The 14026-nt window shown below is 32.8% G+C and carries 15 protein-coding genes; 8 read left to right on the top strand and 7 right to left on the bottom strand.

Features of this window, described 5'->3' with window-relative positions; all coding sequences use genetic code 11:
* Window positions 1–18 precede the first annotated feature (18 nt).
* The 5 genes from ACM55G_RS04360 to ACM55G_RS04340 all read right to left on the bottom strand — a co-directional run bounded on the left by ACM55G_RS04360 (window position 19) and on the right by ACM55G_RS04340 (window position 3523).
* The gene (locus ACM55G_RS04360) at window positions 19–915 is read right to left on the bottom strand and encodes a DUF3347 domain-containing protein (RefSeq protein ID WP_416842685.1); all 897 of its coding nucleotides are present in this window, start codon (window positions 913–915) and stop codon (window positions 19–21) included.
* Window positions 916–1062: 147 nt separating this feature from the next.
* Window positions 1063–1434: a hypothetical protein gene (locus ACM55G_RS04355; RefSeq protein WP_416842684.1), complete on the bottom strand. Its 372-nt coding sequence runs from the start codon at window positions 1432–1434 to the stop codon at window positions 1063–1065.
* Between the two features lie 84 nt (window positions 1435–1518).
* On the bottom strand, window positions 1519–1863 hold the full coding sequence (locus ACM55G_RS04350; RefSeq protein ID WP_416842683.1) for a phage holin family protein: 345 nt from the start codon (window positions 1861–1863) through the stop codon (window positions 1519–1521).
* Window positions 1864–1902: 39 nt separating this feature from the next.
* Window positions 1903–2676: an alpha/beta fold hydrolase gene (locus ACM55G_RS04345; RefSeq protein WP_416842682.1), complete on the bottom strand. Its 774-nt coding sequence runs from the start codon at window positions 2674–2676 to the stop codon at window positions 1903–1905.
* Window positions 2677–2809: 133 nt separating this feature from the next.
* Window positions 2810–3523 carry a pyridoxine 5'-phosphate synthase gene (locus tag ACM55G_RS04340; RefSeq protein ID WP_416842681.1) on the bottom strand — a complete coding sequence of 238 codons (714 nt, stop codon included), beginning with the start codon at window positions 3521–3523 and terminating at the stop codon, window positions 2810–2812.
* Window positions 3524–3636: 113 nt separating this feature from the next.
* Here ACM55G_RS04340 and ACM55G_RS04335 point away from each other — a divergent pair, with 113 nt between their 5' ends.
* The 8 genes from ACM55G_RS04335 (at window position 3637) to murI (ending at window position 12180) form a co-directional block, all read left to right on the top strand.
* Complete coding sequence (locus ACM55G_RS04335) at window positions 3637–4296, top strand: CBS domain-containing protein (RefSeq protein ID WP_416842680.1); 660 nt, start codon at window positions 3637–3639, stop codon at window positions 4294–4296.
* Between the two features lie 64 nt (window positions 4297–4360).
* Window positions 4361–5245 (top strand): NAD kinase, encoded by an 885-nt coding sequence (locus ACM55G_RS04330; RefSeq protein WP_416842678.1) that lies wholly within the window; start codon window positions 4361–4363, stop codon window positions 5243–5245.
* Between the two features lie 156 nt (window positions 5246–5401).
* On the top strand, window positions 5402–6085 hold the full coding sequence (gene porG, locus ACM55G_RS04325; protein ID WP_416842677.1) for a type IX secretion system protein PorG: 684 nt from the start codon (window positions 5402–5404) through the stop codon (window positions 6083–6085).
* Between the two features lie 4 nt (window positions 6086–6089).
* Complete coding sequence (locus ACM55G_RS04320; RefSeq protein ID WP_416842676.1) at window positions 6090–6830, top strand: isoprenyl transferase; 741 nt, start codon at window positions 6090–6092, stop codon at window positions 6828–6830.
* Window positions 6763–9507, top strand: coding sequence for a BamA/OMP85 family outer membrane protein (locus ACM55G_RS04315; RefSeq protein ID WP_416842675.1), 2745 nt, complete (start codon window positions 6763–6765; stop codon window positions 9505–9507). Before ACM55G_RS04320 ends, ACM55G_RS04315 begins: the two co-directional genes overlap by 68 nt.
* A 35-nt stretch (window positions 9508–9542) precedes the next feature.
* Window positions 9543–10772, top strand: coding sequence for an OmpH/Skp family outer membrane protein (locus tag ACM55G_RS04310; protein WP_416842674.1), 1230 nt, complete (start codon window positions 9543–9545; stop codon window positions 10770–10772).
* 20 nt (window positions 10773–10792) lie between these two features.
* Window positions 10793–11293 (top strand): OmpH/Skp family outer membrane protein, encoded by a 501-nt coding sequence (locus ACM55G_RS04305; RefSeq protein WP_416842673.1) that lies wholly within the window; start codon window positions 10793–10795, stop codon window positions 11291–11293.
* Between the two features lie 110 nt (window positions 11294–11403).
* Window positions 11404–12180, top strand: a complete 777-nt coding sequence (gene murI / locus ACM55G_RS04300; protein WP_416842672.1) for a glutamate racemase — start codon at window positions 11404–11406, stop codon at window positions 12178–12180.
* A gap of 217 nt (window positions 12181–12397) precedes the next feature.
* Here murI and ACM55G_RS04295 read toward each other — a convergent pair whose 3' ends face one another.
* Complete coding sequence (locus tag ACM55G_RS04295; protein ID WP_416842671.1) at window positions 12398–12916, bottom strand: gamma carbonic anhydrase family protein; 519 nt, start codon at window positions 12914–12916, stop codon at window positions 12398–12400.
* A gap of 12 nt (window positions 12917–12928) precedes the next feature.
* Complete coding sequence (locus ACM55G_RS04290) at window positions 12929–13927, bottom strand: PorP/SprF family type IX secretion system membrane protein (RefSeq protein WP_416842670.1); 999 nt, start codon at window positions 13925–13927, stop codon at window positions 12929–12931.
* Window positions 13928–14026 lie beyond the last annotated feature (99 nt).

Below are 14026 nucleotides of genomic sequence, written 5' to 3'. Positions count from 1 at the left end.
ATAATTCAATCCTATATATTACTTAATCGTTTCAACCGTTTTACCACAACCCAACATCTGAGAACCATAATAAGGATTTTTAATCGAATCCTCTTTACTCAACCAATTAGCACCTTTTCCATCATTAAACATTGGGCAAAACTGGTAAAAAACGGGAGTTTCGTACTTAGCGACTTTTATCAAATCGTGTATTTTTTTTGACAAAGACATAAACAGCGTTCTTTGTTTTTTAATGTCTTGTGTTTCAGAAATATTTTTGGTTCCAGCAATCAAATCCGTCATGACTTCCATCCAAACCAGGTGAACATCCATTGCCAATTCATTCATTTTTACACTATTTAAGGAAACTAATAGATTTTTAGCTATCGAAGAAGCCGCTTTACCATCGGTTTTCACCAAGGCATCTTTCAACAAAAAATAATTATCAAAAACGGGTTTCAATTGATTATTCGTTGTTTTTTCTTGCTTTAAAATACCTGAATTTTCGTGATCTTCATGATTTGTCATAGCTCCCATTTGCATCCTCTGTTCGCCATCGATCGGCTGAGTTTTAGTTTCGGATACGGCCACTTTCGCTTCCCTATCGTATTGACAACATCCGGAAAGATTATTATAGGCAGCTTCCGGAGCAAGAAAACTGTTACTGTCATAACCCGCCAAAGCAATCCGTTTCAATATTTCCTCTTGATTTGTTTTTTGTGAATCATAGGTCAGCATAGCCATTTTGGTATCCTTATTCCAATCTACCTGAGCTACCTTTTTCAAGTTTCCGGCTTTCTCTATCGTTGTTTTACACATTCCGCAATTCCCGTAGATTTTTACCATTTCGGTTTTGGCATTTTTAATTTGTGCGTCCACCATTGTGACTGAAAGCAATACTATAATTGCCATCACTATTTTTTTTATTGAGTTCATTGTTTTAAATAATTTGAAGTGAGTTTGTCGCAAATAACATTGGAGCAATGGTATGCATTGCTGAAAATTGAATTTGACTATAAATTTAATGATTTTAAAGCATTAACGCTTTGAATTAAACCCTTTTATGGCTATCTAAAAAGGAATTTAGCTTATTTTGGGTGGAAGCCAAACAGATCGGAAATCAGAAGAAATAAAGATTTCTGAATAATAGTAATTTTGTTTTTCTGAAGAGAAACAAAAGTTTTTATTGTTTAAATCGATGTAAGACAATGTAGTTAACCCCAAATGAATAGTCGAACTACCGCAAGAAATATTCTTACAGGCTCCATTGCAACCCTCATGTGATTTCTTTTTAGAAGCATGCTCTTTGTTACAACAGTCGGCATTTCCCGTTTTGGAAAAAGTTTCTTTTTTGCAACACGCTTTCTCCGATTTAGTTCCACATGCAAAAGATAAGCTTGGAATCATACAGAAACCAAACATAACAAGAAGCATTATGTAAAACTTTTTTGACATTTATCAAGCGATTTATAGTACAAAGGTATTAAATCAACAATCATTGTGATTTAATACAATCACAATTAACTGTTAAATAATTGATTATTTCCCCTCTCCTAATATCCCATTCATGATGGATTGCGAAAGAGACAATATGATACTAAAAAGAAAGGCGGTCCAAAAGGAATCAACACTAAATCCACCTACGATATTGGTACACAGCAAGATAATTAACGCATTGATCACTAATAAAAACAATCCCAATGTAAGAATGGTAACTGGCAACGTTAATATCACCAATATTGGTTTGATAAATATATTAAGTAAACCCAAAACAACCGCTACAATTAATGCTGTAGTAAATCCAGCCACATGAACCCCTGGCATAAAATGAGCAATTAGCAACACTAATCCTGAAGTAACAAGAATTCTTATCAATAAATTCATGGTTTTTTGTTTTAAAATTTCAATAAATGTAAGAAAAATTTAAATTCGATTACTATATTTTAAAAATGAGATCACTGTTTGATAAAAAACGGCTGGGTTTTCGGCATGAAGCCAATGTCCTACATTCGAAATTGTTTCAACTGTTGCTGTTGGAAAATGATGTTTTATATTTTCGAAATCGCTATCCAAAATATAATTGGAATTTCCACCACGGATAAACAACGTTGGTTTTGCGAAAATTAAATTTTCCTTTAATGGAATTCCAATTTCATCCATTTTAGCATTGAAAACTTCCAAATTAAATCGGAAGGCGAGTTGTCCTGGTTCTTGCCAATACAAATTTTTCATTAGGAATTGTCGTGTTCCAAAATCAGGAATGTATTTTGTCATAATTTCCTCGACTTCGCTACGGCTTGGTTTGATTGAAAAATCAACGGCATTTAAACCCGCCAAAATATCCTGATGGTGCTGCGGATAAAATTTTGGTGCAATGTCCGCGACAACCAATTTATCTACCAATTCCGGATGTGTTGTTGCTAAAAGCATCGCTACTTTCCCGCCCATTGAATGCCCGATTATATTGATATTTTCTAAAGTATGGGTTTGACAATATTCAAAAACATCCTGAACCATTATTTCATAACTGAATTCTTCAGCATGTAAACTTCGTCCGTGATTGCGTAAATCGAGAATGTGAACTTGAAAATCAGCGGCAAATTGAGCAGCTAGTGTTTTCCAATTATCAGACATTCCTAGAAAGCCGTGAAGAATTAAAAGCGGCTGGCCTGAACCTTCAATTTTTGAGTAGAGCATAGGTATGGGATTTGGTGAGCGCGTGAGGGATAGTAGTGAAAAGCCCGGAACAAAACGGAATGAAATGGAGTTTTGTGAGGACTTGCAACGAATAGCCCGACCCGCTTTTTCAGCGGGTCACGCCCCAATTATTTTATTTTAATTTTTGCAAATACATATTGATCACATTATCCAATCCCAGGTAAATGGCTTCGGAAATTAAAGCATGACCTATGGAAACTTCCAGTAATCCCGGAATATTTTCTTTGAAAAAATGAATGTTATCCAAACTTAAATCATGGCCTGCATTGATTCCTAATCCAATTTGATTGGCTAAAATAGCTGATTCCATATACGGCTGTATTCCTCTTTGGTTGCCCAAACTGTATTCGTGCGCAAAGGCTTCGGTGTATAATTCGATTCTTTCGGTTCCAATTTTTTTGGCACCTTCGATCATTTCGAGAATCGGGTCAACAAAAATGGACGTTCTAATTCCGTTGCGCTGAAATTCCTGAACCACTTCTTTGAGATAATCGGCATGTTTTATCGTATTCCAACCTGCATTTGAAGTTATCGCATCCACAGCATCCGGAACTAAAGTCACTTGGGTAGGTTTTATTTCGAGAACAAGATCAATAAATGTTTTCTCTGGATTTCCTTCAATATTATATTCAGTATAAACAATGGATTTCAAATCGCGGGCGTCTTGATAACGAATGTGACGTTCGTCTGGACGTGGGTGAATGGTGATTCCTTCGGCTCCAAACTTTTGAATGTCGGTTGCGACTTTTAATAAATCAGGGACATTTCCACCACGAGCATTTCGTAAAGTAGCTATTTTATTGATGTTTACACTTAACTTTGTCATTGGAACACTTTTTGATTGTGATAATAGTATTTATTGGAGCAAAAATACAAAGTAAAACTTAGGAGTTTTTGCTTATTTTTGATTATTTTGCATGAAATATTGCCGATTGATTTATGACAGAAATTACCAACTATATTACCAATGATTTTAAAGCGATTGACAGCCAAGACACTATTGCGGTTGTTCAAGACTTTTTTGATGAATTGCACTTTTCTCACTTTCCGGTGATTGAAGAGGGAATTTATATTGGGAGTATAGCATCCGAAGATATAGAAACTTTTGATACCGATAAGAAAGTAGCTGATTACCGCTTTACCCTTGAAGGCTTTTTTACCAGAACCAATACTATATGGCTCGATGTTTTAGAAATTTTTGCAAAAAACCATACTAATTTAGTTCCTGTTTTAGACGAAAACAATAAATATGTAGGCTATTATGAAATAGAGGACATCATGAAATTTTTCCATGAAACACCATTTTTAAAAGAACCAGGCGGAATTATTGTTGTCAAAAAACCTATTTTAGATTATTCAATGAGTCAGATCACCCAAATTGTGGAAAGCAATAACGGGAAGCTTTTGGGTTTATTTATATCTGATGCTGATGTTGAAAGCGTTCAAGTTACTATGAAAATAAGTTTGGGAGCCATGAATGAAATAATCCAAACATTTAGAAGGTATAATTATGAAATCATATCTGAGCATCAAGAAGACAATTACATCAATAACTTAAAGGAACGTTCTGATTATTTAGACAAATACCTTAATATATAGCTTAGCCGTTTGTTAAGTTAAGCAGTTACTCAATAAACATATCAGCGATTAAAAGATTAAAAAGATGAAAGTAGCCATATACGGACAATATTATCAAAATAGTACAGAACCTATTATAAATGACATCTTTAATTTTTTTAACAAGAACAGCGTTGAGATGATCATCGAATCTAATTTTTTGTCGATGGTTAACGAAAAAAAAATTATAGAAAAAAAATACAAAACCTTTTCTTCCCACACTGAATTAGACCAAAGTTTTGACCTGCTCATCAGCATTGGTGGTGACGGAACAATTTTGAGAGCTGCTACTTTGGTTCGGGATTCAGGGATTCCAATATTAGGCATAAATGCAGGAAGATTAGGATTTCTGGCCAACGTTCAGAAAGAAAACATTGCAGAATTTATGCAATTTGTTATAGAGAGAAAATACACGCTTTCCAAGAGAACTTTACTCAGTTTGACATGTTCTACCGATAACGAATCGATTCAGGAAATTAATTTTGCGATGAATGAAATCACGGTTAGCCGAAAAGATACCACCTCAATGATTACAATTGACACCTATCTAGACGATGAATATTTAAACTCATACTGGGCTGACGGTCTAATTATTTCTACACCAACCGGATCTACGGGATATTCCTTAAGTTGCGGTGGTCCTATTTTGACCCCAACTGTAAAAAGCTTAGTTATTACTCCAATAGCGCCACACAATCTTACCGCCAGACCACTTGTTGTTCCGGATGAAACTGAAATTAAATTAAAAGTTTCCGGTCGAGAGGAAAATTATTTAATTTCATTGGACTCCAGAGTTACCACTATAAAAAATGAATCTATCTTAACCATTAAGAAAACTCCTTTTCAAATCAATATGGTTGAAATTCCCGATGAAACATTTTTAAAAACACTCCGTAACAAATTACTTTGGGGAGAAGACAAAAGGAATTAAATCATTTTAGTTAAACACTATACGATTCTATCTATTTTTCACGTTTTGATTTATCTAAAGCCTATTTGTTGTTAATTTTTTAAAATAAAAGACAATTAACAAGATGGGTATTGAATCGTATCGATAATTGTTATATTTGCACGCAATTTTAACTAAATGAACAAAGTTTTTAATTTATTGTTATGCCTATTTCCCTTCTTGGCAACACAAGCTCAAATTCATGAGATTGGTGTTTTTGTGGGAGGTATTAACTACGTTGGAGATGTTGGTCCCACAACCTATATTTCTCCAAACGAACCCGCTTTCGGACTTCTTTATAAATGGAATAAAAGCTCAAGACACTCCTACAGGTTTTCGTACACACAATCAAAAATCACTTCAAACGATTTGGATTCTGAAGAAGCTGGCAGAAACCAAAGAGGATATCGTTTTGAAAATAGCATAAAAGAAGTATCTTTAGGCCTTGAATTCAATTTTTTCGATTTTAATCTTCATGAAATGAGGAGTAAAATCACTCCTTATATATATTCCGGAATAAGCTATTTTAGATATAATGAATTATATATTTTAGCTGGTGAAACTAGGAAAGATAAAAGTTCAGGTTCTTTTGCCATTCCAATTAATTTAGGAATAAAATCAAATATTACACCTAATATTATATTGGCCGCAGAAGTTGGGGCACGATATGCGCTTACAGACAATTTGGATGGAAGTAATCCGAAGAATGATAATTTAGAAATGTTAAGATTTGGAAATTTAAATAATAATGATTGGTATGTTTTTTCGGGATTAACCCTTACTTATACCTTTGGAAACAAACCTTGTTACTGTGCAGATTAAAGAAATGGATTTACTACCTACAATAGACGCTACAAATTTGCCCCAACATTTAGCCATTATAATGGATGGCAATGGTCGTTGGGCGAAACAAAAAGGACTTTTAAGAGCTTTAGGGCACGAAAGCGGAACAAAATCAGTTAAAAAAATAATAGAAGCTAGCGCTAAATTAGGTATCGAGTATCTTACGCTATACGCTTTTTCTACTGAAAACTGGAACAGACCAAAACTGGAAGTAGAAACGCTAATGAGAGTTTTGATCAATTCATTAAAAAAAGAACTGATCACATTACAAAAAAACAACATCAAACTAAATGCTATTGGTAACCTAGAAAAATTACCAAAATCGGCTCAAAAGGAACTTCTCGATGTAATAAACAAAACAAAGGACAATACGCAAATGACATTAACACTGGCCTTAAGCTATGGTTCCAGAGAGGAATTAGTCAGTGCGGTTAGGAACATTTGTAGTAAAGTTAAAAATAATATAATTTCAATAGACACTATTGACGATTCAATTATAAATGAGCATCTTTACACGCAAAATTTACCTGACGTAGATTTATTAATACGAACCAGCGGAGAACATAGAATAAGTAATTTTTTGTTGTGGCAAATAGCCTATGCAGAATTATATTTTACTGATATATTATGGCCAGACTTTAAAGAACAAGATTTATATGAGGCTATCATTAGTTATCAAAAAAGAGAACGTAGATTTGGAAAAACAAGTGAACAAATTAAATAATTTTTTAGTGTTACAAAAAAGCATAAAAACAGTCCTTACAATTTTGATTTTTGGTAGTTTTACTCAAATTAAAGCTCAAGAAAGAGTTCCTTTTGACCAAGGAAAAAAATACATTCTGGCAGATGTTACAGTTGTTGGAAAAATAAGCTTCAATTCTCAGACCGTGGTAACTTTTGCAGGACTTCAAAAAGGACAAGAAATAACAATTCCGGGTGAAGAAATAAGCAGCGCTATTAAAAAACTTGGAAAACTAGGGCTTTTTGATGAAATTTCGTTTTACGTTAATCGAATTCAAAATGACAGTATTTATTTGGATTTAAATATTGCAGAATTACCCAAATTAAATGAGGTGAAATTTGTTGGTATTAAGAAAAACAAAACTGAAGGTTTAATTAAAGATAATGGTCTTACTAAAAATAAAATCGTTAACGAAAATTTAATTACCACTACAAAAAATTACATTGAAAATAAATACAAAAAAGATGGTTACTACAATACTAAAGTAACTATAAATACTATTAAAGATACTACAACAATAAATCAAGTAAACATGCTTGTAAATATTGATAAGGGTCAAAAAATAAAAATTCAAAACATTGATTTTGTTGGCAACACAAAATTATCGGGTAAAGTTTTGCGTAAAGCAATGAAAGATACGAAACAGAAAAATTTTATTCGAGTCTTAAAAGCATCAAAATTTATACAATCAAAATATAAAACCGATTTAGAAAAGGTAATAGCTGTTTACAAAGAAAAAGGATATCGTGATGCTCGGATACTTTCTGATTCTGTTACTTACAACAAAGACAAAAACGCATTATCCATTAAAATAAATGTAGAAGAGGGAAACAAGTACTATTTTGGAGATATTAAATTTTTAGGTAATACTGTTTATTCAGATCAATTATTGAGCAGAATTTTAGGTGTTAAAAAAGGAGAAACCTATAATGGTGTACTTCTTGAAAAAAGAATTGCTGACAAATCTAAACCTGATGGTGAAGATATTACCAATTTATATCAAAACAACGGCTATTTATTTTCAAATATAAATGCTGTAGAGGTAAAAACGGCAAACGACACTATCGATTTCGAGATAAGAGTTACAGAAGGACCTATGGCCTATTTCAATAAAATTACAGTTGTAGGAAATGACAAAACAAATGACCGTGTAATTTATCGAGAACTGAGAACTAAACCTGGAGAAAAATACAGTAAAGAAGAATTAGTTAGAACCATTCGTGAAATAGGACAATTGGGATTTTTTGATCCCGAAGCGATTGATCCAAAATTTAAAAATGTAGATTCTAGTGCGGGAACCGTTGATATTGAATACAATCTTATTGAAAAAGGATCTAGCCAAATAGAACTTCAGGGTGGTTACGGCGGAGGTGGTTTCATAGGAACTTTGGGATTGTCATTTAATAATTTTTCAGCAAGAAATATTTTGAATAAAGATGCTTACAAACCTTTACCAATGGGAGACGGTCAAAAAGTTTCATTGAGATTACAAGGAAGCACTTACTTTCAAACCTATAGTATGTCATTTTCTGAACCTTGGTTTGGACAAAAAAAACCAGTACAATTTAGCACATCCTTATCGTATAGCAAACAGTTTTTAAATAATTACGTAACACAAAGAGTTGATAAAACTAAAAGTTTTAACATCCTTACTTTGTCAGTTGGTTTAGCTAAAAGATTAATGGTGCCAGATGATTTCTTTGTTTTATCACAATCTGTAAGTTACCAACATTATGCCTTAAATAATTACAACACAGGGTTATTTACATTTGGAAATGGAACTTCAAGAAACTTAGCTTACACTATTGGTCTAACCAGAAGCAACAAAGGGGTAAATCCAATTTTCCCAACGTACGGATCAGAGTTTAGTATTTCGGCAAAAGTAACTCCTCCATATTCATTAATAAATGGAATTGATTATGCAAAATTAGACGAACAGCAAGAATATAAATACAAATATACTGGAGCAACTTACACCGGTTCAAATGGAATACAAGTGAATGAAGGAGATTATGTTCAAGCCATTCCTAGTACTACAAATGCTACGCCAAATAAAGTCTCTAATTACCAAGATGCTGCTGCTGACCCATCTAAAGTGGATCAGAAAAAATTTAATTGGTTAGAATATTATAAAATTAAGTTCAAAGCAGACTGGTACACAAAAATTTATGGTAAATTAGTACTCCGAACTTTAACTGAATTTGGATTCCTTGGAGCATACAACCAAGATAGAGGTGTTGTACCGTTCGAAAGATTCTATGTAGGAGGTGATGGATTAGCAAATTACTCAATGGATGGTAGAGAAACCATTCAGTTGAGAGGATATCCAAACAACTCATTAACTCCAGTAAACAGTGTTGGTGAGCAAATTGGAGCAACGGTTTATAATAAATTTTCATTGGAAATGCGTTATCCAATAACACTAAAATCGTCAGCATCTATATATGCATTAACGTTTTTAGAAGCAGGCTCTTCTTATGCAAATTTCAAAAGCTACAATCCGTTTGCATTAAGTCGTTCCGCAGGAGCTGGTTTACGTGTATTTATGCCTGCATTTGGATTATTAGGAATAGATTTCGGATATGGTTTTGATGCTTTACCTGGAACAGCCAAACCAAACGGATGGGAAACCCATTTTATCATTGGACAACAATTTTAAAAATTAGTTAAAAATTTTTCTAATACATTAAAGTTATGAGAAAACAATTTTTATTTATATTTTTAGCGCTGACAGTAGTAAATACAGTTGATGCGCAAACTAGGGGAACCAAAGTAGGTTATATTGACATGGAGTACATTCTTCAGAATGTACCGGATTATACCGAAGCCACAATCCAATTAGAGCAAAAAGCTCAAAAATGGAAACAAGAGATTGAAGGTAAAAAAAATGAAATTGATAAGTTAAAAAATGCATTAAGGGCTGAGCAAGCTTTACTCACAAAAGAACTTATTAACGAAAGAGAAACAGAAATTAAGTTCCTTGAAAACGAGAATTTAGATTACCAACAAAAAAGATTTGGAGCCAATGGAGATTTGATTCAACAAAAATCAGTTCTGGCAAAGCCAATACAAGATCAAGTTTTTACTGCTGTACAAGATATAGCAGAAGCAAAAAAATATGATTTTATTTTTGATAAATCCTCTGATTTGACAATGCTTTTTGCAGCAAAAAGATTTGACATCAGCGATCAGGTTGTACGCGTATTGAATCGAACTGAAAAGAGAGAACAATTAAGCAAAAAACAACTCAAAGAAGAGGAAGCAAAAGAAAATAAAGAGGATGCATTGGATGAAAATCCTGTTTTGGCTGACAGACAAAAGGCATTGGATGAGAAAAAAGCAGCAAGAGATAAAATTATAGCTGACCGGAAATTACTTCAAGAAGAAAAGAAAAAAGAATTTGAAGAGAGAAGACAACAACTTCTATCTGAGAGAGAAGCGAAAAAGACAGGAATTATAACCGATAGTAAAAAATCGGCAGCGACTGATAAAGCCCAAGAAATTGAAGCTTCTAAAACAACTGCTGCAGAAGCAAAGCTAAAACAGGCAGAACTTCGAGAAAAAACACTGGAAGATCGTAAAAAACTAATTGAAGATCGCAAGAAAGTAGCTGAAGAGAAAAGAAAACAAATACTTGAAGAAAGAGAAGCGAAAAAAAATGGCATGATTTCTGCCTCTGCTAAAACAGAAGATTTAAAAACGAAAAAAACAGTCAATGATTCGACTGGAGTAACTCCCACAACAGTAGAAGATCCTAAACTGAAACAAGAGGAACAAAAAACAAAAGTTTTAGAAGATCGTAAAAAAATCTTGGATGACCGTAAAAAAGCTTTAGAAGAAAAAAGAAAAAAAATTATAGAAGAAAGAGAAGCTATTAAAAAAGCAGCTGCAGAAAAATTAAAAGAGAATACAAACAAAAATTAATATTAAATATTTTAAAAACGATGAAACAAATCAAAACTTTACTAATTGCAGGAGTACTTTTTTTTGCTGCAAACCAAACTATGAATGCACAAGCAAAAACTGCTCATGTTGATGTAAGTGAAATTATGGCAAAAATGCCAGCTATGTTAGAAGCTCAAAAACAATTAGAGAAATTGAGTGGTACTTATGATGGTGATTACAAAAAAATGGTTGAAGAATACCAAACAAAATTAAAAAAATACGAAGCAGAATCTGCAACAGTAACTGAAGTTGTAAATGGAGAACGTTCTAAAGAAGTTCAAGATATGCAAAAAAGAATTGTTGATTTTAGAGACAATGCGCAAAAAGAATTACAACAAAAAGAATCTGATATCGTAAAACCTTTAATGGAAAAAGTAAGAGCTTCTATCCAAAAAGTTGGTAAAGCAAAAGGATTTCAATATGTATTAGATGGTTCTACTCTTTTACTTGCTGATGGTCCAAACTTGACTATGGATGTAAAAAAAGATTTAGGTTTCTAAAAAACTGATACTAATTCAAATTACTGCTCACCCAAATTTGGGATCGAGCAGTTTTTTTTTGTTAAAATAAATTTTAGGAAATTTAAATGGTAGCACTTAACTTTGTTTCTATGGACAACAATAAACCAATCGGAATTTTTGACTCAGGTATTGGAGGCACTTCAATATGGAGAGCAATTCATGATTTACTCCCTAATGAAAAAACAATCTATTTAGCAGATAGCAAGAATGCTCCTTATGGTCAAAAATCGAAAGATGAGATTGTTACCTTAAGCATAAAAAATACTGATTTTCTACTAAAAATGAACTGTAAATTAATTGTAGTAGCTTGTAATACCGCCACCACCAATGCCATTCGAGAATTACGAGAAAAATACGATGTCCCTTTCATAGGTATCGAACCAGCCATAAAACCTGCTGCTACGCATTCTAAGACGCAAATTATAGGAATACTAGCTACACAAGGCACATTAAACAGTGAGCTTTTTAATAAGACTACCGAAATGTATCGGGACACCAAAATAATTGAGCAAGTAGGTCATGGATTAGTACAACTGATTGAAAATGGCGAAATCAATTCGCCGGAAATGACAAAACTACTTCACTCCTATCTCACCCCTATGATTGAAGCTAACATTGATTATTTAGTATTGGGATGTAGTCATTATCCGTATTTGATTCCTCAAATAAAAAAGATAATACCCAAACATATTCACATCATCGATTCCGGTGAAGCTGTTGCCAAACAGACTAAAAAAATATTAAAAGAAAAAATAGGACTGTCGTCAGCCGAAAAAAGCGAACCTCTTTTCTATACGAATAGCAATGCAAAGGTTTTAACTAAAATTTTGGAAAATAAATACTCAGTTGAAGAAATAGATTTTTAATCTATTCAAATTTTATTTTTGACAAACTAAATCCCATCTAAACCTTAAGATATTATATAAGACTATTATTTTAAAATTAATCACTGATCTTCGTTTTTGTCCAATAGAACCGCATTAATTCATCAATAAGTAGCTTCTAGTGTTATTTAAATGGATTGAGTAATAACAATGTAATAAAACCCAAGTTATGTTGTCGAAGTCTTTAATGTAGGATAAATTACTCTTCTTCCTTGAACCAACTGGAATACATTACATAATTATTTGAAATACGTTCGATTTCCCCTGCAAAATCTGATTGATCAATGTCTTTTACCTTTTTGGCAGGAACACCAGCCCAAATCGACCCAGAACCAACAATTGTATTTTGGGTAATAACAGCTCCGGCAGCAACAATAGAATTACTTTCTATAACACAATTATCCATAATAATTGCGCCCATTCCTATCAATACATTATCATGAATGGTACAACCGTGTACAATTGCATTATGGCCAATAGAAACATTATTTCCTATAATTGTTGGATGCTTTTTATACGTACAATGAATAATGGCACCATCTTGAATATTTACTTTATTGCCTATTTTGATAAAATTCACATCACCCCTTATTACGGCATTAAACCAAACACTACATGAAGTACCAAAACTTACATCACCAACAATAGTAGCATTCTCGGCTACATAACAATCCTCGGGTATAGAAGGGGTTTTTCCGTTAACAGATTTAATTAACATAAATAAAGTAAATTAATTGATGGCTGGACAGTAACATTCGTATTTTTCAGGCTTACAAAATAAGTTGATTCCTAAAGTGATTTGGTGAAAGCCACCATTATCAAATTTTACAGGACCTGAAACATGTGAATACGTGTAAGCAAACATGAAATTATTGAAATTAACTCCAACGATAGGAGTAATATATTGAAGCTTCTGTTTCGAAATTCCATTAGCATCTGTATATTCAGTTCCATCTATACTTCTGCGGTAGGATAGTCCTGCCCAAAGCTTTCCGAAATCCATATTTTTATAGGCCTTAATATTAAAGTCAATAGATTTTTCTTTTGTTTTATCTACTAATTGAAATAAAAACGATGGTTCCCATAATATTCTATTTGAATCCCCAAAAACATAACCGGCACTCAGCAAATATTTTCTTAAGTTATCGCTTTCATATTCCGTGTAAATATCCCTTCTAGTTTCAATCGCATTTTTTACGGTGCCATGAACATAAAAATCTAAATAATTATACGACGCTCCAATATCAAAATTGAAATAAGAATCTTTTTGCACTACGGTTCCATCAATAATAGGATCAAATTCTCCTGATTGCAAAAACTCAGTTTCATTTAATTGACTTTGAATCAATCCTGCACTAATACCAAAAGACAATTGATTTAAATCAATTTCATCTCTTGAAAACATAAGGTGATACGCATATGTAAGCTTAATCCCTTTTTGAGAATGATAGCCATTTTTATCATTAAAAAGAATAATTCCCGCTCCTGCCTTTTCCCCTATTCGACCATTAAAACTAAGGGTCTGAAGTTCTGGCGCATCTTCTTGACTAAACCATTGTTTACGTCCCGTAAGTCTAATTTTCGCACAGTTTGCTGCTCCCGCCATTGAAGGGTGTATCAAATAATAATTATCCGATAGATAATCAGAATATACAGCAACTCCTTCTTGTGAAAAAGAATACTGATATACAAAAAACAGGACCGCAAAAATTTTAATTTTATTATACATAGAAATACTATTATATAAAGGAATTGCTGATTCAATGAGAGGTATATTACCTTGTTAATAACTAAATTATTGTTAATTTATTTTATTAAAATTCAAATA

The organism is Flavobacterium algoriphilum (assembly GCF_048158655.1).
Taxonomy (GTDB): Bacteria; Bacteroidota; Bacteroidia; order Flavobacteriales; family Flavobacteriaceae; genus Flavobacterium; species Flavobacterium algoriphilum.
The sequence above is the reverse complement of the archived record's forward strand: the minus strand, read 5'-3'. Positions and strand labels throughout refer to the sequence as shown.